The sequence below is a fragment of the Limnobacter olei genome (genome assembly GCF_029087225.1).
Classification (GTDB): domain Bacteria; phylum Pseudomonadota; class Gammaproteobacteria; order Burkholderiales; family Burkholderiaceae_B; genus Limnobacter; species Limnobacter olei.
The window spans coordinates 59,084-79,344 of the sequence record NZ_JARFJD010000016.1; the positions used below are offsets into that span (position 1 = coordinate 59,084).

Here is a 20,261-nt window from a genome sequence, read left to right on the forward strand (position 1 = left end):
GTTAACTCTCACTCATCCTGACCCAATCACCTGTTTGGCACGCAGTTGATTTGGAACCAAACTCGCGACTCGATCACTTATCAATGACATCGAACCCGAGGACCCCCATGAGCGAGAAGCCCGTTGTGAATGCCCAAGAATGCGACCCAAGTACCCTTGGCCTAGCCAGGAAACCGCGCCCAGCCTTAAAGCGCAAACCGCAAACCGAGGTGGTCGTTCAACTGGGACCCTTTACCGACGGGCAAATTACTGCACCTGAAATGGTTCGTCCCCTTGAGGGGCCCACGGAATGGCTGATCAAGCCAAAAACCGGCGAGATTGTTCCCTTTGACGCAGGCACACCCCCCGAGAAAGATGTCATACGCAAATACATCACCGTGGGTGCCCAAGACAACGATGTTCCCGAAGACCTTCCAAAACTGAGCGAAGGCTATGTAGTGGAGCGGATTAACCAGGACCCACTGCCCAGCATGGATGGTGAAGTTGGCGAAAATGGCACCAACACAGTTCGCGTGGTTGAAAAAGAAGGCCCAGCCAGCGTGGAATGCAAAGACATGCCGCCACCCACACCCGTCGATGAAAATGAGGAGCCCCCACCCGTAGACCCACCTGTGGATGAGGAAGAGGACTGCGAATGCCCTACGCCACCCACCTGCCCCCCAGTGGACGAACAGGAGGACTGTGAGCCAGAACCAGAACCTGAATGTACACCCGAGCCTGAGTGCAAAACAGATCCTGATTGCCCGGAGGTTGACGCGGTTAATGACTGCGCCAGCACGAAGGTGGATTGCCCAGTGATTGTCGATGTTCTGAAAAATGACCTCGGCTGCGGTGATTTGAAAATCACCGAGGCCAGCGCCGAAAATGGCATGGTTGAAATTAGGGATGGCAAATTGCACTACACACCCAACGAGGGTTTTTGCGGAGAAGATGTCATCAGCTACACCCTAGGCGATGAAAGCTGCCTGACCGACACCGCCCATGTGTACATGAACGTTGAGCCTGGCGACACGCCGGTGAACGACAACGACTGCCCAACAGGCTACTCCGATTGCACGGAATACATCGATGGCAACGACTACGCGGGCAATCCCAAGATGAACGACCATGAATACTCGTCTGAACAATACACAGTCGATGCGGTAGTTGAAGCGGTTCAGGAACAGGTACAAACCTATCTGGATCAAGCCCGGGAACAAGCCAACGAATACATTCAAAGCAAAACTGACTGGGCTTCTGGGCTCAGTGCAAGTGGTTTCGATTCTTCAGCCAGCGCACCTGCTGAAGAAGCTGCCGCAGTTTGCTGATGCAATTTAACGACCGAGTCAACATGAACACAAGCAACACACCAAACCCCACGCTGAAAACCTTGCCTGCGGCCATGCTCCTCGCCTTGCTCTCCCTGAGTGCCCCTGCCGCCTGGGCACAGGAAAGCCAGGCTGTAACCGAAGTGCCAGCCCAATCAGCGACGCAAGCAACTGAAAACAATGCGCCAAATCCCTTGCAACAAAGTGTAATTAAAGGCCTGCAAAACAGTCCGACACTGGATGCCGATGTGCATGCACTCGAGGCGCAAATGGAAGAAGCCAACGTAGTATTTGGCACTTTGCTACCCACTGTCGATGCACGGGGCTCTGCTGGTCGCGAACGTACCCGGATCGAAGACGCAGACACACGCACCTACAACGCAAACTCCTACGGCATTGAAGCACGCCAAAACCTGTACAACGGTTTTGCCTCCCAGGCTCGTTACCTCGCGGCTTACTCCGGAGCCATGCAAAGCTATTACCGATACCTGAACAAAGCCAATCAGGTTGCGTTTGAGGCCTCTAGCGCACATGTTGATGTGTCCCGCTTTCAGGCACTGACTCGCCTGTCGGAAGACAACTTGAAATATCACCAAGACCTGATGAACCGCATTGAAGAAAAGGTCAAAAGTGGCGTGACCCGTCAATCTGATCTGGAACAGGCACGCAGCCGATACACCCTGGCCTTGGGTAACCTGGCCACCGAGAAGGCCAACACTTTCTCTGCGATGGCCAACTATCAACGAATTACCGACACGGTTTGGCCTGTCAACCAAGCCGGGGAATATGTTGTAAACGCAAACTTTGAAGTTGAAAATAGAGAACGCTTGGTGTTCGCCCTGAACAACCACCCACTGCTCAAGGCATCCAACGCATCCATCACCACGGCCAAACAGGAAGTGACTGCGGCCAGCGAGGGCTTTCATCCCCGCCTTGATTTGCGTGCAAAAACCGATGTGTACAGCAACTACCTTTCCACATTCGACGAACGTCAAATTTCATCAATTGACTTGCTGGCCACGATTAACCTGTACCGCGGTGGCGCCGACAATGCCTCCCGAAATGCTGCGATCAAACGTCGACTTCGCAGCCTGGACGACAAACTTGTTATTTGCAGAGCCATTCGACAATCCACCCAAACCTCGCTTTTCGATGTGGTCAGTTCACAAAAAAAACTGAATTACTTTCGCGAACAAGCCGCTGCAATTACCAAAGCACGTGCAGCCTATGAACAACAATTCGCGGTGGGCCGACGCAGCCTGCTCGATTTGCTGAGTGCTGAAAATGAGTACTATCAGGCCCAGCGTGCCCTGATCAATATTGAAGCTGATTTGAGCATTTCAAAACTAAAATTGCTGGCTGCCACCGGCCAGCTCACCACACTGTTTGCGGTGGATGCACTGGTCAATGCCGACGAGCCCACCAAGCGCAATGTGCTGTTCTACAAAGAGCAAACCCAAAGCGGTGCTGAAGCTGAAGGTTGTCCAGCCAGCTTGATTAATCTGGAAGACTTCGATTTGCCCAACATCGGATTCGATGAAGCCTTAAAGTCAGTGGATGCCATAAACAGCTTGCCTCCAATTCAGTTGGCTCAGCTGGACAATGGTGGCGTGGCCAACCAACAAGTGGCTGCGTTTGGTGACCCTGCGGAAGTCTCCAAAAGCCTGATCGACAAAACCAAGGCATGGGCCAAGGCTTGGGAAAGCAAAGACTTGAACAGTTACATTGCCTTTTACGCGCCAAACTTCAAGCCAGAAGAAGGCAGCTACGAAGCATGGGTCAGCAACCGACGTGATCGAATTTCAAAAGCACAGGGAATCGACATCGAAATTTCTGACTTGCAGGTGATACCCAGTTTTGACAAACCCGATGAGTACGAAATCAGTTTTGTTCAAGATTACCGTGCAAAACTTTATCAAGAACGCTCAAAAAAGGTACTGACCTGGAAAGAAAACAAAGGCATTTGGCAAATTATCCGGGAACAAAACATGCCTGTGACCACGGCTCAAACCCAAAGAAGAAAAAACCTGAATCTTGCTGAAGCCAAGGTCGATTAATTCTGCAATTACTGCCCAATCAGGCTGCGGGCCAACACCCGCAGTCGCTCGTACACCACGCACTTGCTCAGGCTCAAGCTGCCTGATTCTGAATAAACCCCAGCCGCTCCTGCGGGAAGCACACTAAGCTGAAAATCGTCTAGCGCGTTGAACTCACCACCCTGCTCTACACCACCTGCTGCCACACGGCTTGCACGTACAACACTGACACCATTTAACAGCAAGCGACGTAACACCGGTACACAAGCCTCTGGAATATTGCCATGCCCGGGTGCAGCCACCACTACTGAAGCAGGTTTGCGGTTCAGCAAATCATTCAATTGACGCAAAGGCCCATTGCCTGGCGCACAAAACACCACGGGCACCTCCATGGCTTCAAACAAAGGGTGCGCTTGTGTGCCTGCATCAAACAAATTGGAAAACTGACCAGGTATTCCCTCATCGGCGGGTGGGTTTAACGCGGTAAAATTATTAAACCAGTTCGCATTCGGCAGCACAGAATATGGGCCATCAAATGCATCCAAGCTTGCAGTGCTTTGCTTCTCAACATGTTGCGCAGGCGTAAACAAACCCTGCATATACAAACCAAATGGTACTGCGCAGCCAAGCGGGCTACCCGGTAAACACTGCACTGCAAAGTCGAGAGCGCCGCTTAAATTGGCAGGCCCGTCGGCATCCTCGGCATCCGAAGGCAGCATGGCCCCTGTAAAAACCAAGGGTTTGACCAAAAGCGCAGCAGGCAAAGTGAGATAAAGGAAGTACAACATGTCTTCCATGGTGTCGGTGCCGTGCGTCACCACAATTGCGTCGATGCCAGGGGACTGAAGCAAACGGATCAACGCAGCACGCAGTTGCAACATGTGAGCCAATTCAAGATTTTGACTACCAATGCTGTACGGCTGCTCAAAATGCCACTGCGCACGGCGAAGCAAACCGGGTATTCCCATTACAAGGCTTTCACCGCTACGCTGGGCCGATTCATAAGCCCAGGTTTCAGAACCCTCGATCAGCGTACCGGCGATGGTGCCACCCGTGGCCACCAAAGCCACGCGCGGCAGGGTATCAAGCGTTTGCGGGCGCATCGTCATCATCCAGCAGGTCGACCTTGCCATCGTTTAAACCGAGCAATTCAATCGCATCTTTTTCGGGCAGTTCATCTACCCCTTTCAGTTTTTTCTGCATCACACGTGAACGTGTTTCAGCCTGCTCGATATTTTTGGCAGCGCGCTCTAGCGTGTCGCGTGTTTTGGCAAGTATGTCGCCAAATTTTCCGAATTCGGTTTTAACAGCGCTGAGCACAGTCCACACCTCGCTTGAACGTTTTTCAAGCGCCAGTGTTTTAAAGCCCAACTGCAAGGCGTTCAACAATGTGGTTAAAGTGATTGGCCCTGCAACGGTGACCCTGTGAAGGCGTTGCAGGTCGTCGACCAAACCAGGGCGCTTCACCACCTCTGCATAGAGGCCCTCGGTGGGCAAAAACAGAATACCGAAATCGGTGGTGTATGGGGGGGCCAGGTATTTCTCGGCAATGGTTTTTGCTTCAGCGCGTATGGCCATTTCAAGCGCTTTGGAAGCGACTGCAACGCCATCGGCATCTGCCCGGTCAAAGCACTCCTGAAGGCGCTCGTATTGTTCTTTAGGGAATTTTGAATCGATGGGCAACCACACAGGTTGATCGTCTTCCTTACCGGGCAGGCGCACTGCAAATTCAACAATGTTGTGGCTGCCGGGCACTGGCTTGATGTTGCGACCAAATTGCGAGGGGGTCAGCATTTGCTCAAGCAGGGCTTGCAGCTGCACCTCGCCCCAGGTACCCCGGCTTTTTACATTGGTAAGCACGCGCTTCAAATCGCCCACACCGGTGGCCAGTGTTTGCATTTCGCCCAAGCCTTTGTACACCTGCTCAAGGCGTTCGCTCACTTGCTTGAAGGACTCGCCCAAGCGGGTTTCAAGTGTGGCGTGCAGTTTCTCGTCCACTGTTTTTCGCATCAATTCCAGCTTGCTGGCGTTGTCGTCTTGAATATCTTTCAATTTCTGCTCAACCGACAAGCGAATTTGCGTGAGCTGGTCTTGAATCAGGGTGTTGGTGCGGTGCAGTGTTTCAGAAAACTGGTTCAGCTTTTCAGCCTGAATCTGATTGCCCTGCGTGAACTGCCCGACGATAACCTGCTGCAAACCATGCGCGGCCTGCTGGCTTTCCGTGCGTGCCTGTGCAAAAGTTTGCGTCAACAATTCAGACTGCTTGCTTTGCCGCGCTTCGATGTCTTGGTTAAGCAAGCGAAGTTGCTTGCCCAATTCTTCAGATACAAAACGCTGCTGTGCCTGCGCGTCGAGCAGTTCATCCAGATTGGCAAGAACCTGCTGCTGAAACTGAGCCAGTTCAGTCGAGTTGTCGACCGTCATTCTTCGGTACACCAGTACCAAGCCGAACAACACCAGCAACAGCAAGCCCACCACGGCCCAAATCAGTTGTCCGTCCATCAACTTATTCGCCCTTGATCGAAACAGTGTTCAAGCCCTTGGCACTGCCTTCGGGATCGGGTTTGTTGCGCATCCAGTCTGCTGTGCGGAAGAATGAAAGCATTAGCCCTTCAATCACTTTCTCGGGCAGTTGCATGGCGCGCAGCGAGTTCACCATGCACAGCAACCACTGGTCGCGGTCTTCACTGGAAATTGGAAATGGCATGTGACGCATGCGCAAGCGTGGGTGACCAAACTGCGGTGAGTACAGGTCGGGCCCGCCCAGCCAGCCCGACAAAAACAGGTAAAACTTTTCGCGTGAATGGTCCAGGTGAACCGGGTGCAGTTTGCGAATGCGCTCGAAACTCGGATTTTGATCCATTTCGTCGTAGAACAGATCAACCAGCTTGCGCACGCCAGCTTGTTGCTCCTCTGGCGTACTGCCGAAGTAGACAATCGGCGGCTTGGGTTGCGCGTCGGCGCTGGTGGTGTTACTGGTTGAATCGTTGTTGCTCATGAAGGTGCCGGTATGAATATGGGTATATATCCCACATTGTAACCGTGCACTGCCATGTAAATTCGACTGTAATTCGATTAGTCGCTGGCTTGCTAAGCAGCAGCTTGCCTTAAGGTTTGCATTACTGGGGCGCGGCAAACCTTGTTGACCGACCAGGCACCAAACAGCACCGACACCACTGCACCCGCAACCACACCAGCCACAATGTGCATGGGCGACAGGAAGTACTCAAACTCGAAAACAAAATGCGCCACGCCCCAACCCAGGCCTTGCGCAGCAATAGCTGCCACCAAACCGGCCAGCGCACCCAGCACGGAAAGTTCAAGCCAAGCGGCGCGTTGCAGCTGGGCAGTGGATGCCCCCATGGCCCGGTAAATTGCAGCCTCACGGGTACGTACACGGGCGCCTGTCATCACGCAGGCCACCACCACCAAACCACCCGCAGCCACAGTGAACAAAAATACAAACTGAACAGCCTGGCCCACCTGCCCTAAAATTTTACGGAGTTGGGTGATCACCAGTTCAGTGTCCAGCACAGTGAGGTTGGGGTAATCGCGCACCAGCTCACGCGACACGGGAATGGCCTTGTCATCTTGCAAGCTGACCGAGGTAATCCAGGTTTGCGGAAAACTTTGCAGCACCTCGGTTGGAAACACCATGAAGAAATTCACCTCCATGGAATCCCAGCGCAATTCGCGGATGCTGGTAATTTCAGCCGTTAAGGGCGTACCTGCGATGTCAAAGGTGAGCTTGTCGCCCAGGCCTATGCCCAAACGTTCAGCCACACCATCTTCCACGGACACTTCGGCTTTGGCGGGTGTTTCATCAAACCAGCTTCCCACAGCGATGGTGTTGTGCGTGGGCAAGGTGTCCGCAAAACTCAAATTCAGTTCACGTTCCACTGTGTTGCGGGCACGCTCATCGGTGAACGTATCCGCGGTGATCACTTCGCCATTGATGGCGCTTAAACGCCCTCGCACCATGGGGTACAAATTGACCGGACCAAGGCTAGCGGTGTTCAATGTTTGTTGAACACCTTCAACCTGATCGGGTTGAATGTTGAATACAAAGCGATTGGGGGCATCTTCCGGTACGGCTTCTTGCCAACGGTCAATCAAATCGCCCTGCACCACAGCCAGCATTAACAGTGCAGCCAGCCCCAGGGCAAGGCTTACTCCCTGCAACACCAGGGTGCTTGCACGTTTGGACATGCTTTGAAAAACCGCGATATTGGTGCCTGCACTTTTTTTGCCTTTGCCCAAATAGGCGAGAGCCTTGAGCAGCCCCCAGAACAACAGCGCAAACACCAGCGAGGTGCCTACAAAACCAGCAAACAACAACAGGGCCAACACCACATTGTTAACGATCAACAAGCACACTGCGATGGCGGTAAAAACGCCAAACAGCACTGACAGCACCAGTTGCCCCCGGCTACTTTTCAATGTTTGGTGCCGAATTACAGCGACTGCAGGCGCGCGCAAGGCGTACCAGGTGGGCACTGCCGCAAAACCCAGCAGCAGTAACGCAGAGAGCAAAATACCCATGGGCAGGTAATGCAAACCGGCCAGCGGCAGGTCTACTCCTACCAGTTCAGCCAAAAACGCCAGGAGCCCCCAATGCGCGGCCCAACCCAAGCCAACACCCAGCACGCCAGCGCCCAGAGTTAACATGCCCATGCCAATAGCCCACATGCGCAGCAAACGTTTGGGGGTGTAACCCAGGCTTTTCAAAACGGCCAATTCGCTGGCCTGTTCTTTGGCAAACAAGTGCGCCACCAGCGCAATGCCCACACAGGCCACCATGGTGCCTATCAAAGCGGCCATGGCCAGGAAATCATTGGCGCGCTCAAGCGTACCGCTGACTTCAGGCCGCCCGTTTTCGAGTGTTTCAATTTCTTCAACTGGCGACAGCACTGGGGTCAATTCGGAAATCAGCTGGTTGATCACCGGCTGTGCGCCAGTGAAGTAAATCCGCCAGGTGGCCCGTGATCCCAATCCCAGCAACTTGGATTCTTCGAGGTCGGCAGTATTCATCATGACCCGGGGGGCGAAGTTGACAAAGCCACCGCCACGGTCGGGTTCTACCAAAATAACCCGGGTCACAGGGCGAGTAATTTCGCCCACTTGAATTGAATCACCCAACTGAATATCGAGCGAACCCAGCACGCCTTGGTCTACCCACAACTCGCCTTGAGGCGGGCCACCGGCCACTTTTTCATCTTGACCCTGTGCGTTGCGAACCGTGAGTTGCCCACGAAGGGGATACGTGTTGTTCACAGCCTTTAACGAAACCAGCAAGTCGACCCGCTCAGAGGGCACAACGCTTGGAAATACAACGCTTTCAGCTTGCTTGAGTGTTGCGTATTCCGGTTTGCCAAGAATGGAAAGCCATGGTGCATTGGCAGTATTCCGCTTGGACTCGATAACCAAATCACCGCCCAGCATTTGGCTGGCATCGCGCACCAAGGCTGCCTCGATCCGGGCTGAGAACACGCCCACAGATGAAATGGCGGCCACGGCCAGCACCAAAGCAACAAACAAAATGCGAAACGATGCACGGCGTGACTGCCGCGCCCAATACTGAAAAGACTGCATGAAGGAGGCACTTGCTGGGTAAAACACCAGTTTAGGACAAAGCGTGGGGGCACAGGTTCCCCTGTTTATTGCAGCGCAGTAATTTCTTCACGAATAAAACACGCAAAAAATTGACCGATCGTGCTATTTTGGGTGCTGATTTGAGCACAGACTCCAACAATAAAAATTACTTTTTAGTAACATAAGTAAATACATTACAAAAAACTACCGAATTTTAAGGAGACGGTAACGTGTCTGACGCATTTCCCCATTTGAATTCTCCGCTTGATCTCGGCTTCACCACCCTGCGCAACCGCATCATGATGGGTTCGATGCACACTGGCCTTGAGGACAAATACAAGGAGTTTGACAAGTTTGCCGCCTACTTTGAGGCGCGCGCCAAGGGTGGTACCGCCTTGATTGTGACCGGTGGTTTTTCACCCAACCTGGAAGGCTGGCTGTACCCGTTTGCATCAAAGCTGAGCAGCAGCGGTGCAATCAAGCACCACAAGAAGGTAACCGAAGCCGTGCACAAGCACGACGGCAAAATCGTGATGCAGTTGCTGCATGCGGGCCGTTATGCCTACCATCCGCTAAGTGTTTCGGCATCCAATGTGAAGTCATCGATCAACCCTTTCAAGCCACGTGAAATTGGCGACTTCGGCATTCGCCGAACCATTGCGGCCTTCGCACGTTCGGCAAAAATTGCCCAAGAGGCAGGCTATGACGGTGTTGAAGTCATGGGCTCGGAAGGCTACTTCCTCAACCAGTTCATTTGCAAGCGAACCAATCACCGCACAGACCGTTGGGGTGGTTCAGTAGAAAACCGTGCCCGTTTGTCGGTTGAAATTGTTCGCCGCATTCGCGAAACCGTGGGCGAAAAATTCATCATCATTTACCGCCATTCGTTGTTGGATTTGGTCGAGGGCGGTAACACCTGGGATGAAGTCAGCTACATAGCCCGCGAAATTGAAAAAGCTGGGGCCACCATGATCAACACCGGCATTGGCTGGCACGAAGCCCGTGTGCCCACGATTGTCACTTCCGTGCCCCGTGCGGCTTTCGCTGAACTGACTGCCCGCCTGCGCAAGGAGCTCAAGATTCCGGTGATTGCGTCCAACCGGATCAATAAACCTGAGGTGGCAGAGCAGTTGCTTGCCGATGGTGCCTGCGACATGGTATCCATGGCCCGCCCTTTGTTGGCTGACCCCGACTTCGCGATCAAAGCCAAGGAAGGCCGCGCCGACGAAATCAACGTGTGCATTGCCTGTAACCAGGCCTGCCTTGACCACACCTTCAGCCTGAAGCGGGCCTCATGCCTGGTGAACCCACGCGCTTGCCATGAACTGGAAATTGTGGACAAACCGCTTGAGCGCAAAAAGAAGATTGCTGTGGTGGGGGCTGGCCCCGCTGGTTTGGCTGCTGCCACTGAATTGGCACGCCGTGGGCACAATGTGACCCTGTTTGACAAAGCCGCTGAAATTGGTGGTCAGTTCAACATGGCCAAACAGATTCCGGGCAAAGAAGAATTCCATGAAACCATCAGCTACTTCAAACGCCAGCTGGAATTGAAGAAAGTGGATGTTCGCCTGAACACCTTGGTTGATGCTGCCCTGATTTCCAAAGAGCGTTTCGATGAAGTGATACTGGCCACGGGCATTAAGCCGCGTACGCCGGGTATTGAAGGCATTGACCACCCCAGGGTGATGAGCTACATCGATGTACTTCTGCACAAAAAAGAAGTGGGTCAGAAAGTGGCCGTGATTGGTGCCGGCGGCATCGGCTTTGATGTGTCGGAATACTTGACTCACGACTTTGCCCACCCTTCCCCCACACTCGACCTGGAAAGCTGGAAAAAGGAATGGGGCATTACCTTTGACCCCAAGAATGCAGGCGGTATTGATGGTGTGCAAGCCGAGCCTCCCAAGCCCGCACGTGAGGTGTGGCTGTGCCAGCGCAAGGACGAACCCTTGGGCAAACGCTTGGGTAAAACATCAGGCTGGGTGCACAAGGCCAGCTTGAAAAGCCGCCGTGTTCACTTCATGCAAGGTGTGGAGTATTTGAAAATCGACGACCGCGGTTTGCATGTGATGAGTGCACACGGCCCGCAAATTCTGGAAGTGGACAACATTGTTGTGTGCGCGGGCCAAGACCCCTTGCGTGAACTGGTTGAACCCATTGAAGCACTGGGAGTGCCCGTGCATTTGGTGGGTGGTTCATCGGTGGCTGCCGAACTGGACGCCAAACGTGCAATTAACCAAGCCACTCGCCTGGCTGTAACCCTGTAAAGGCAAAACAAGAAATGACAGAAAAATCAATGCTGCAAAAGGTGTATGCGCAAGTGGACAAATTGCCAACACCTTTAAAAACCCGTGCCTTTACCCTGTTGTTTGGCCGTGCGGTGAAGTATTTCAAAACCAGTGGTTTGAAATTCGAGTGGATTGAGCCCAACCATTCAATTGTGGTGATCAAAAATCGCCCCACCGTGCAAAACCACATTGGTACTGTGCACGCGGTTGCCATGATCATGATTGCAGAATCGGCCACCGGCGCCTTGGTGGGTTTGAATGTACCAGCCAACGCAATTCCAGTGATCAAGCGCATGGAAGTGGATTACCGCAAACGCGCCGCTGGCGACATGCGTGCTGAAGCCATGCTGACACAAGAACAAATCACCATGATGCAAACCGAGGAACGTGGTGAAGTGGATGTGGCGGTAACGATTACTGATGGTGAAAGCAAAGAACCTATCTTCGTTCGCGCCATTTGGGCGTGGACCCCAAAGCGCAAGGGCTAAACTATTGCTATAACTACACGGCAAGGAGACACCCGCATGGCCCCATTTGAATTCAGAACAGTGAACCGCATTGTGTGCGAATCGGGCAGTTCGCTGCGAATGGCTGACATGTTGACCCCCTTGCTGACCCAGCACGGGCTGAAAACCGCAAGGGTGTTCATGCTGGTTGACCCCTTCATTGCGGGCACCGAGGCCTTTAAAAGCATTTGTGAAAACCTGGCCACAGCAGGCCACGCAATTCACAGTTGCAACGATGTAGAACCCGACCCGCCCGAGGCTTTGGTGCACCGGGTCACTTCACTGGCCAAGGAATTCAAGGCTGATGTGGTGGTAGCGATTGGTGGCGGTTCCACGCTTGATGTGGCCAAACTGATTGCGGTGTTGGCGCGCGGCAAACAAGAACTGAAAACCATGTACGGTGTGGGTAATGTGACCAGCGACAGGCTGCCTTTGGTGTTGGTGCCCACCACCGCCGGCACCGGCAGCGAAGTCACTCCAATTTCAATTGTCACCACGGGTGTGGACACCAAAATGGGAGTAGTCTCGCCTGTGTTGTATGGCGACCTGGCCATTCTGGACGCCGACTGGACACTCAGCCTGCCCCAACATGTAACGGCGGCCACCGGCATTGATGCCATGGTGCATGCCATTGAAGCCTATACCAGCAAACGCCTGAAAAACCCCTATGCTGATTTTTTGGCCTGTGAAGCACTTCGCTTGCTGGCTGCCAACTTGCACACCGTGTGCCAAGAACCGGGCAACCGCGAGGCACGCCAGGCGATGATGTTGGGTTCTTGCATGGCTGGCCAGGCGTTTGCCAACGCGCCTGTGGGTGCGGTGCATGCGCTGGCTTATCCAATCGGCGGTATATTTCACGTGCCACACGGCTTGAGCAATTCGCTGGTTCTGCCGCATGTGTTGCGCTTTAATTTGCCCGCTGCAGAACAGCAGTATGCCGAGCTGGCACAAGTGTTGAAGCTGGGCCACCATGGAGACAATACGGAGCAGCTGGCCCGGGCCTTTATTGACTACACAGCCACATTGTCGCCTTCCACAGGTTTGCCGGTTGGCTTGCGCGAAGTGGGTATTGGCGAGAACGATTTGCCGGTGATGGCCAGTGCAGCCATGCTGCAAACCCGCCTGTTGAGCAACAACCCGCGCGATGTAAACGAGGCCCAAGCCTTGGCCATTTATCAAGCAGCCTACTAAAAATATTCATACGTCGACCATGACCACTTTGGCCCAATACCCACTGCATCAACTAGTTCAAACCCGTTGGCACGACAACGACATTTACGGACACGTGAACAATGTGGTGTATTACAGTTACTTCGACAGTGTGGTGAACCGTTACCTGATTGAAGAAGGCGGGCTGGACATTCACAACGGTGAAGTGGTGGGTTTTGTGGTGGAAAGTCAGTGTAAATACCTAAAGCCCCTGGCCTACCCTGAGCCGGTTACCGCCGGCCTGCGGGTGGGTAAACTGGGCAACAGCTCAGTGCGCTATGAATTGGGTTTGTTCAACGCCAAAGGCGAATTGTGCGCGGAAGGCTACTTCATCCACGTATTTGTGAACAAGACCGGTAACACCCCCACCCCAATACCCGATGGCATTCGCAGCAAACTGGCTTTGTTGGTGGTCTGACGATTGGATGCGAGCGGTCGGCTCACGCTTTTCTGTCGTATTGCGCACGAATTTTTTTCGCCACTTCCAGCAAGCCTGCTGGAGACAAATCATGCAGTTCAATTAAAGGTGATGCATCAATATTGGGGTACTCGCGCAAAATTGAGCGACGGTAGGCTGGGTCGTAATGATTGCGCATCAGCCGCTCAAACAGCTCGGGCATTTTGCGTTCGGCAGCCAATTGCTCCCATTCTTCAAATTCCTTGCCGCCCACCAGGCTGCGAATAAAACGCAGACGCTCGAGCAGGCCTTCTGGATCTTCTTCAAAGTGTTTGTAATCCTGTCGCCATAGCTCAACCCGTTGCTTCATGTCGGCATGCACGCGAATGGTTTTGCCCCTGCGCATGGCGTCAAGCATGGATGCAGGGATTTGCACATTGCCGATCTTTTTGCTTTCGGCTTCAACCCAGACTGGGCGTGTGGGATCGCATTTCGCGAGCTCTTCCAATAGCAAGGTGTCGAAATACTTTTGCGAGGGTTGTGGAGTACCAGGCACCGCCCCAATGATTGAGCCTCTGTGACGGGCGATGGCCTCCAGATCAACAACCTGGCAACCTGCTTCACGCAAGGCATACAACAGACGGGTTTTGCCGCAACCCGTGGGGCCGCTTAAAACGTGATACTCAAACTTGGTGGGTGTAGTTTCCAGCTGCTCATTCACCCAACGCCTGTAAGCTTTCCAGCCGCCAGGCAATTTTTGAACGTTGTAACCAATGGTTTCAAGTGCATCAAACCACAGCTTGCTGCGCTTTCCACCCCGAAAACAGTACACCAGCACCTTGCCGTCTTTGGGATATTTCGGCAAATCCTCGCTGAGGTGACGTGCAATATTGGCCAGCGAATAGCGCACACCAATGCTGTAGGCGCCCATTTTGTCGGTGCGGTGAAGTGTACCCACTTCTGCATACTCATCGTTATTGACCACCGGCATGTTGACGGCACCCGGAATGTGATCCTCCTCGAACTCGCGAGGCGAGCGTGCATCAATTATCAGGTCATAAGAGGAAAAATCATGCATGAAAAAGGCCAACTTCAAAACAAATGTTCAGCCCGGCAGAATAACGCAAAACAGGGCTTCGGTTTTAAAACTAGGTCGGCAAGTTTCGCCCCGGCAGGGTTTTCAGCCCGTTGGCAATGGTTTTCAAGTCTTTCCACTCGGTGGCTTTTCGCTTTTGAAGCATGGGCCACAGTTTCATGAGCAATTGGGCGGTGGCCAATACATCGGCTGCGGCCTGGTGGCGCTGTTCACATTCAATGCCGTAACGCTGCATCCACACATCCAGCGGAAGCTGGTGATTTTCTTTGTGGAGCACCGCGGCCAAATGCTCAAGATCGAGCCAATGCCGATGTGTTGCCCGCCCCAGCACCTTGCGCATGGCTTTGTTGATCAGGATTTCATCGAACCAACTGTGAAAAGCAATCAACGGCGAGTTGCCCACATAACGCAGGAATTCGGACAAAGCCACCTCAGCCTTCACCCCTTTTTGCTGTGCGCCAATGCCAATGCCGTGAATCAAAATATTGTTTTTGTCGATGGCTTCAAACTCGATCATGTCGACGATTTCGGGGGGCTGTTTGATGACCACTTCAAACGTGTCCGTGAGCGAAATTCGCGGGCGTCTTTGTGCATCAAACTCAATGGCGGTGGCCGCAATCGAAATAAGCCGATCTCTTTTCGGGTTCAGGCCCGATGATTCAACATCTAGCACCACCCAACGGTCAGGGTTTGGACTGGAAAAATCAAGCGTTTGAACCAGGCGGTCCCTGATGTAGCTAGCCCAACCTTGCGTGGGCAGCAACTGGCCTTGCAAAGTTGTGCTCAACGCATGTGCTCCATCTCGATTCGCTGCTGCAAGCGCCGCCCTACCCTGAAACATTCCTTCAATATTCGGCGGTCAATGTTGTCGAGCACGTCGTAGTTCACCACATTGGGCTGATCGGGCAAGTTGGGCACGGCCACGCCTTCATCCAGCTGTATGCGAAGGCGCATCATTTGCAAAAACTCAAACGCGCTTACCCAGGCATCGCGGCGCTGTTCCTCTACACTTAAACGCTTGGCCACGGCCTCGAACCGGCGGCGGGTATTGACTTCATCAATGCCGAAAACCAGCGAGAAAAAGCGCGCGGCATCGACAAACACGGCAGTGCCCTGCCTTTTCAAATCGAGGGTACGAATGTCCTCAACTTCAGTGGTGTCTATGCTGCCATGCCAGTTCAGGGGTGGGCGAAAACGCATGATGTTTTCGGCCAGCAAGCGCAGGAATATGGTGGACTCTTTGGCGCGGGTCACAATGTAGTCCCGAAGTGGCTGCGCCAGCTCTTTGTTACCTGCCAGCGCGCGAAGATCAAAAAATATGTTCACACGCAGCAGGTTTTCAGGCGTGGCCACATCGATCCATCGCGCAAACTTGTTCAACCACTCGCCCGCAGTCATGCAGCATTCGGGGTTGCTGGCCATGATATTGCCTTTGCACAAAGGGTAGCCGCACTGGTCCAGCGTTTGATTCACCTCTTTGCCAAAAGCCAGCCAACGTGGCCTGTCCACTTCAGGCTGATCGCTAATAAACAGCAAGCCGTTGTCTTGGTCTGTGGCAATGGTTTGCTCCGAACGGCCTTCCGAGCCGAAACTTAACCAACAGTAACTGTTGGCATCAATACCCATCCGGTTACCCACAACCTCAAGAATACGTTCAGTGAGCACGTCGTTCAGGTGGCTGATCAATTCAGTAAGTTGCTTGGCAGCAATGCCCTGGCCCAGCAGGTTTTTGGCAAAACTGCGAATGTCGTTGGCGCAGGCACGCAGCATTTCGGCGTCTTGCGCAGAGCGGATGTTGCTGCTGATCTGTTTCAACGACAAACGCTGCATGGCAAAAATATCGCGCTCGGAAACAATACCGCTTAATTTTCCATTGCGGGTTACCGGCACGTGGCGAATGCCAAATCTCGACATGAGCAGGGCTGCATCTTGCGCGGTGCAACTTTCATCCAGAGTATGAACCGGGGCGTTCATGACCTCTGAAATCAGCGAACTCAGGGGCTTTTGGGCCATGGCTACGCGAGACAGTACGTCCTGGCGAGTCAAAATACCCTCCACCACCATGGCCTCATTCACCACAATCATGGAACCAATTCGGTGCTCATGCATCACTTCCAGTACCTGCTTCAAAGGCGTATTTGGCGCACAGGAAAAAGGCTCATGACGGCATACATCGCGCAAGGGCTTCTCAAGCGTTTGCTCGGCCAGGGTTTGAGAGGAGTAAGCCACCTGAATCGCTTTTCTGGACAAATCCAGAAACTGCATGGTGCGCCGGGTTAAATAGTCGGAGAACACCGGGCTTTTACGCGCCAGGGCTTGCACGCTGTCGAAGGTAAACATCAGGCAGAAGGTGTCTTCCCGGGCGCTATATGTAGCTGTAACTGCGCGTTTGGCAAGAAATGCGTTGACTGGAAACATTTCCCCGGCTTCGTATTGAAACCCGGTGGAAGACAGGTCAGCCAAGCCTTTGCGGCCCACGGCAGAGCCCTTTTCAACATAATAAAGAAACTGGGGTGGGCCGTCCTCGGGCCGCACAATCACTTCGTTAGGTGCGAAATAAGTTTCAGCGCAGCCTTCAAGCAGGCAGTCCAGGTCGCGAAGCGGAATTTCACTAAACGGCGCGTGCTTGACCAGCCTTTGTTTGATGTAGTCCAGCATCTGCCCGCTGGGGCTGGTACTGGCTTGGGCTGAATCAGGGGCAGCAACCCCCGAATCGGCCACAGAAGCGGCATTCGGTCGATTCACAGTCTCTCCATTTGCTGGGCTAAATGGTTTTTATAATGGTTTTCCCTATTGTAGCCTTTGCGCCTTACAAAAAGCTTGTTTCTTCCAAGCCACGTCACTTGAAAATAGTGCTTGCTTTGCGCCTGTGCCAGGAATATATTCGCGCAACTCTCCCCCATGGCTGTTTTTTTCCGAGGTTAAATTGCAGTCAAACCCCACCACAATTGTTGTTGACGGCGCAGGCGTTGAAGCCCTTTGCCAAAGCTGCGGCGTGTGTTGTTCCACGTTTAGAATCAGCTTCTATTGGGGCGAAACCACTGCAGCCGAAGGCGGCGTGGTACCGGTTGAACTAACTGAGCAAATGAACCTGTACCGCAGCTGCATGAAAGGCAGCTCGCAAACCAAGCCTCGTTGCATTGCCTTGGCGGGCAATATTGGCGAGTCAGTGAGCTGCACCATTTACGAAAACCGCCCTTCACCCTGCCGCGAATACGATGTATTTGACGCCCAAGGTGAATTGAACCCGCGTTGCAACCAGGCTCGCGCCAAACACGGCCTGGCACCATTGAATGTGCGTTTTGTACCGGTTGCTGGTGTGCCTGACCACATTACTTTGCTTACACCTGAAATAAATCCGGGTAGCTAATCAGCTTGCGCCACTGAATGTGTCTTGATCGTGTTCGGTAAGCGCAGCACGAACAGCCTTTGCATTGTCCACAGCCTGTGCATTGTCGCCGTGTACACACAGGGTTTGCGCGGTGACCACGCGGCTTAAGCCATCCAGGCACTGCAATGGCCCGCCCCGAACAATCAATTCAGCCTGTGCCTTGACCTGAACCGGATCATGAAGCACAGCGCCAGGCTGGCTTCGAGGTGCCAGCGCGCCGGTGCTTAGGTAAGCCCTGTCCGGGAAGGCCTCTTCGATCACCTCGATGCCAGCAGAACGCGCCCAAGCCACCAAGGGGCTATTGGCCAAAGCCAGCAGCTTCAGGTGCGGAAAAGCATGGGCCAGATTGATGAGTAGCTCGGCCTCAACCGCTTGAAAGGCCGCATCGTTGTACAACTGCCCGTGGGGTTTGAAATGGGCAGGGCAACACCCCAATTTCGTGGCGATATTATCGAAAAAATCCATTTGCCGTTTCAATTCGCCCAGCAACTGTGCAGTTGAGCCGTCGGGCTTTTGACGCCCGAACCCGGCTCGGTCCGGATAGCTGGGGTGGGCGCCCACCTGCACGCCATGTTCAAGCGCCAACACGCAAGCCCGGCGAATGCTGTGTTCATCTCCAGCGTGCCCGCCGCTGGCAATATTGGCCCAGTCAACAATCTTGAACAGGGTCTCGTCGTGGGCACAACCCTCGCCCAAATCTGCATTAATCCACATGGGTAGTCGCCTTGTTATATTCAATGGCCAGCTGGTAGCGTTTGCGGTCGAGTTCATGCCTGGCCTGTAGACGCTGCGCCTGCTGTTCATTAACCAATACCCAGCTTACGCTTTCCCCACCCCCAAGTTGTGACAATTTCCAAAGATCACAAGACAATACACTGCCAAGACGTGGGTAACCGCCGGTAACCTGGGCTTCACACAGCAGCACGACCGGCTGCCCGCTAGGTGGCAACTGCACCAAACCCGGGTGCACAGCATGTGAACGCAAAGAAACCACTCGCTTCAGTGACAAAGGCGATTCAACGGCCTCCAGCCGATACCCCATTCGACTGCTTTGGGTGCCCAAGCTGAAGTTTTGACGGGTAAACAGGTGCTGCGAATTTTCACTGAGTTCAAAAAATTCCGGACCAGGCAAAATATGAAGCACCAAGCAGGCTGAATGTTCAGTGCGAGCCAAGGGCATGGCCAAACGAACACCATGCCGAATGCTGGTGGTGAATTGATGGGCAAAATGTAGTTCATCACCCACTTGCAAGGCCCGGCCTTGCAGCCCCCCAAAACCAGCGACAAGGCAGGTGCTGCGTGAACCCATCATTTCGGGTATATCCACACCACCTTGCACGCAAAGCACATTCCAGAAACCCAAGCCTGGGGGCTGGGTGCGCAACACATCACCCTCCTGCAAACCCAAAACCTGACCACACAACACTGGTTTGTTGTTTAACAAGGCATGCGCACCCCGGTTTGCAAACAAAACAAGGCATGGTTTGGCGCATACAAAATCGAATTGCCCCATCAGCTCCAGGCAAGCCGCATTGGCCGGGTTGCCCAAGGCAAGGTTGGCCAGGCTGAACGAGAAAGTATCCAGCACGCCCCCGATCGGTACACCCTCATGCTGGTAGCCCCAACGCCCCAGATCGCTGACAATGCCCTGCCCTTGAGCCCTGACCACTTTAAGCATAATCAGCCCGAATGAATTGAAGCGTGTCACCGGCCTTGAAAAGGGACTGCCCCTGCTGATCGGTGCGTTCAGGATCAAAAAGCACCTGCTCAACATGCCCCAACAAATGCCAACCGCCTGGACTTTCCCAGGGGTACACGGCGCAGTAATGGGCAGCAATGGCCAATGTACCCGCCGGCACACGTGAGCGCGGCGTTTCCCGACGCGAGAAATGAAGCTGTTTGGGTAAACCTGTGAGGTATGCAAAGCCGGGCAGAAAGCCCAAAAATTGAACGGTATAAATGGCACTGCAATGCATGTCAATCACTTCAGTCGGACTTAGCCCGGTTTGCTCTGCCAGCCAGGCAAGGTCTTGCCCGGCAACGCCACCGTAGTTCACAACAATATGGTGGTGGCAGCCTGGGGTGTTTGCAAGCAATGTGGCTTTCCCGAATTGGCCAAGTATTTGCTGAACTTGATCAAGCAACATTTCATGTTGCCCGGCGGTAAATATTGAGTTCGCAAACAACACGGTAATTGATTGATCCGCCTGCACGCACTGACAAGCTGGCCAAGCCAGCGCTTGAATGGACTGGATTAACTCTTGACGAAGCACCGCCAACTCCGTGGCGGACATGTAATTCTCGGTCGCAGAGCTATCTGTGGCCCAGTCTATCTGGATGGCACGATCGGAAACAAAGTAAGCCCTGGGCATGGATGCACGACGAGTCAAGAAGCGAGGGGTTCAGTTTAAACACAAAAAAAGCAGCCGAGGGCTGCTT

17 protein-coding genes are annotated in these 20,261 nt (G+C 53.5%); 7 read left to right on the top strand and 10 right to left on the bottom strand.

The window, feature by feature from the left end; translation table 11 throughout:
- Window positions 1-107 precede the first annotated feature (107 nt).
- Both PY990_RS10670 and PY990_RS10675 read left to right on the top strand, forming a co-directional pair.
- The gene (locus PY990_RS10670; protein ID WP_275271579.1) at window positions 108-1,307 is read left to right on the top strand and encodes an Ig-like domain-containing protein; all 1,200 of its coding nucleotides are present in this window, start codon (window positions 108-110) and stop codon (window positions 1,305-1,307) included.
- A gap of 23 nt (window positions 1,308-1,330) precedes the next feature.
- Window positions 1,331-3,364: a TolC family protein gene (locus tag PY990_RS10675; RefSeq protein WP_275271580.1), complete on the top strand. Its 2,034-nt coding sequence runs from the start codon at window positions 1,331-1,333 to the stop codon at window positions 3,362-3,364.
- An 8-nt stretch (window positions 3,365-3,372) separates the two neighbouring features.
- Here PY990_RS10675 and PY990_RS10680 read toward each other — a convergent pair whose 3' ends face one another.
- The 4 genes from PY990_RS10680 to PY990_RS10695 all read right to left on the bottom strand — a co-directional run bounded on the left by PY990_RS10680 (window position 3,373) and on the right by PY990_RS10695 (window position 8,935).
- A complete protein-coding gene (locus PY990_RS10680) occupies window positions 3,373-4,446 on the bottom strand; it encodes an asparaginase domain-containing protein (protein WP_275271581.1) in 1,074 nt (357 codons plus the stop codon).
- Window positions 4,427-5,845, bottom strand: coding sequence for a DNA recombination protein RmuC (locus PY990_RS10685; protein ID WP_275271582.1), 1,419 nt, complete (start codon window positions 5,843-5,845; stop codon window positions 4,427-4,429). Before PY990_RS10685 ends, PY990_RS10680 begins: the two co-directional genes overlap by 20 nt.
- A 4-nt stretch (window positions 5,846-5,849) precedes the next feature.
- On the bottom strand, window positions 5,850-6,341 hold the full coding sequence (locus PY990_RS10690) for a group II truncated hemoglobin (protein ID WP_275271583.1): 492 nt from the start codon (window positions 6,339-6,341) through the stop codon (window positions 5,850-5,852).
- A 92-nt stretch (window positions 6,342-6,433) separates the two neighbouring features.
- A complete protein-coding gene (locus PY990_RS10695; RefSeq protein ID WP_275271584.1) occupies window positions 6,434-8,935 on the bottom strand; it encodes an ABC transporter permease in 2,502 nt (833 codons plus the stop codon).
- A gap of 230 nt (window positions 8,936-9,165) precedes the next feature.
- Here PY990_RS10695 and PY990_RS10700 point away from each other — a divergent pair, with 230 nt between their 5' ends.
- Genes PY990_RS10700 through PY990_RS10715 form a run of 4 tightly spaced genes read left to right on the top strand, consistent with a single transcriptional unit; the run spans window position 9,166 to window position 13,356 of the window.
- Window positions 9,166-11,202 carry an NADPH-dependent 2,4-dienoyl-CoA reductase gene (locus PY990_RS10700; protein WP_275271585.1) on the top strand — a complete coding sequence of 679 codons (2,037 nt, stop codon included), beginning with the start codon at window positions 9,166-9,168 and terminating at the stop codon, window positions 11,200-11,202.
- A gap of 14 nt (window positions 11,203-11,216) precedes the next feature.
- Window positions 11,217-11,711: a DUF4442 domain-containing protein gene (locus PY990_RS10705; RefSeq protein WP_275271586.1), complete on the top strand. Its 495-nt coding sequence runs from the start codon at window positions 11,217-11,219 to the stop codon at window positions 11,709-11,711.
- A gap of 36 nt (window positions 11,712-11,747) precedes the next feature.
- Window positions 11,748-12,920 carry an iron-containing alcohol dehydrogenase gene (locus PY990_RS10710; protein WP_275271587.1) on the top strand — a complete coding sequence of 391 codons (1,173 nt, stop codon included), beginning with the start codon at window positions 11,748-11,750 and terminating at the stop codon, window positions 12,918-12,920.
- 19 nt (window positions 12,921-12,939) lie between these two features.
- Window positions 12,940-13,356 (top strand): acyl-CoA thioesterase, encoded by a 417-nt coding sequence (locus tag PY990_RS10715; RefSeq protein ID WP_275271588.1) that lies wholly within the window; start codon window positions 12,940-12,942, stop codon window positions 13,354-13,356.
- A gap of 22 nt (window positions 13,357-13,378) precedes the next feature.
- Here PY990_RS10715 and mnmH read toward each other — a convergent pair whose 3' ends face one another.
- The 3 genes from mnmH to PY990_RS10730 all read right to left on the bottom strand — a co-directional run bounded on the left by mnmH (window position 13,379) and on the right by PY990_RS10730 (window position 17,176).
- Window positions 13,379-14,413 (bottom strand): tRNA 2-selenouridine(34) synthase MnmH, encoded by a 1,035-nt coding sequence (gene mnmH, locus PY990_RS10720; protein WP_275271589.1) that lies wholly within the window; start codon window positions 14,411-14,413, stop codon window positions 13,379-13,381.
- Between the two features lie 70 nt (window positions 14,414-14,483).
- Window positions 14,484-15,218: a 3'-5' exonuclease gene (locus tag PY990_RS10725; protein ID WP_275271590.1), complete on the bottom strand. Its 735-nt coding sequence runs from the start codon at window positions 15,216-15,218 to the stop codon at window positions 14,484-14,486.
- A complete protein-coding gene (locus PY990_RS10730; RefSeq protein ID WP_275271591.1) occupies window positions 15,215-17,176 on the bottom strand; it encodes a DUF294 nucleotidyltransferase-like domain-containing protein in 1,962 nt (653 codons plus the stop codon). The genes PY990_RS10725 and PY990_RS10730 overlap by 4 nt, the downstream gene beginning before the upstream one ends.
- Before the next feature lie 181 nt (window positions 17,177-17,357).
- Here PY990_RS10730 and PY990_RS10735 point away from each other — a divergent pair, with 181 nt between their 5' ends.
- A complete protein-coding gene (locus tag PY990_RS10735; protein WP_275271592.1) occupies window positions 17,358-17,801 on the top strand; it encodes a YkgJ family cysteine cluster protein in 444 nt (147 codons plus the stop codon).
- On the opposite strand, the gene PY990_RS10740 is transcribed toward PY990_RS10735, so the two are convergent.
- From PY990_RS10740 to PY990_RS10750, 3 genes are read right to left on the bottom strand one after another with little or no spacing between them, the layout of a single operon-like run.
- Window positions 17,802-18,536, bottom strand: a complete 735-nt coding sequence (locus PY990_RS10740) for a LamB/YcsF family protein (protein ID WP_275271593.1) — start codon at window positions 18,534-18,536, stop codon at window positions 17,802-17,804.
- Complete coding sequence (locus tag PY990_RS10745; protein ID WP_275271594.1) at window positions 18,526-19,500, bottom strand: 5-oxoprolinase subunit C family protein; 975 nt, start codon at window positions 19,498-19,500, stop codon at window positions 18,526-18,528. Before PY990_RS10745 ends, PY990_RS10740 begins: the two co-directional genes overlap by 11 nt.
- Entirely contained in the window at window positions 19,493-20,212 is a 720-nt protein-coding gene (locus tag PY990_RS10750) for a 5-oxoprolinase subunit B family protein (protein ID WP_275271595.1), read from the bottom strand. The genes PY990_RS10745 and PY990_RS10750 overlap by 8 nt, the downstream gene beginning before the upstream one ends.
- Window positions 20,213-20,261 lie beyond the last annotated feature (49 nt).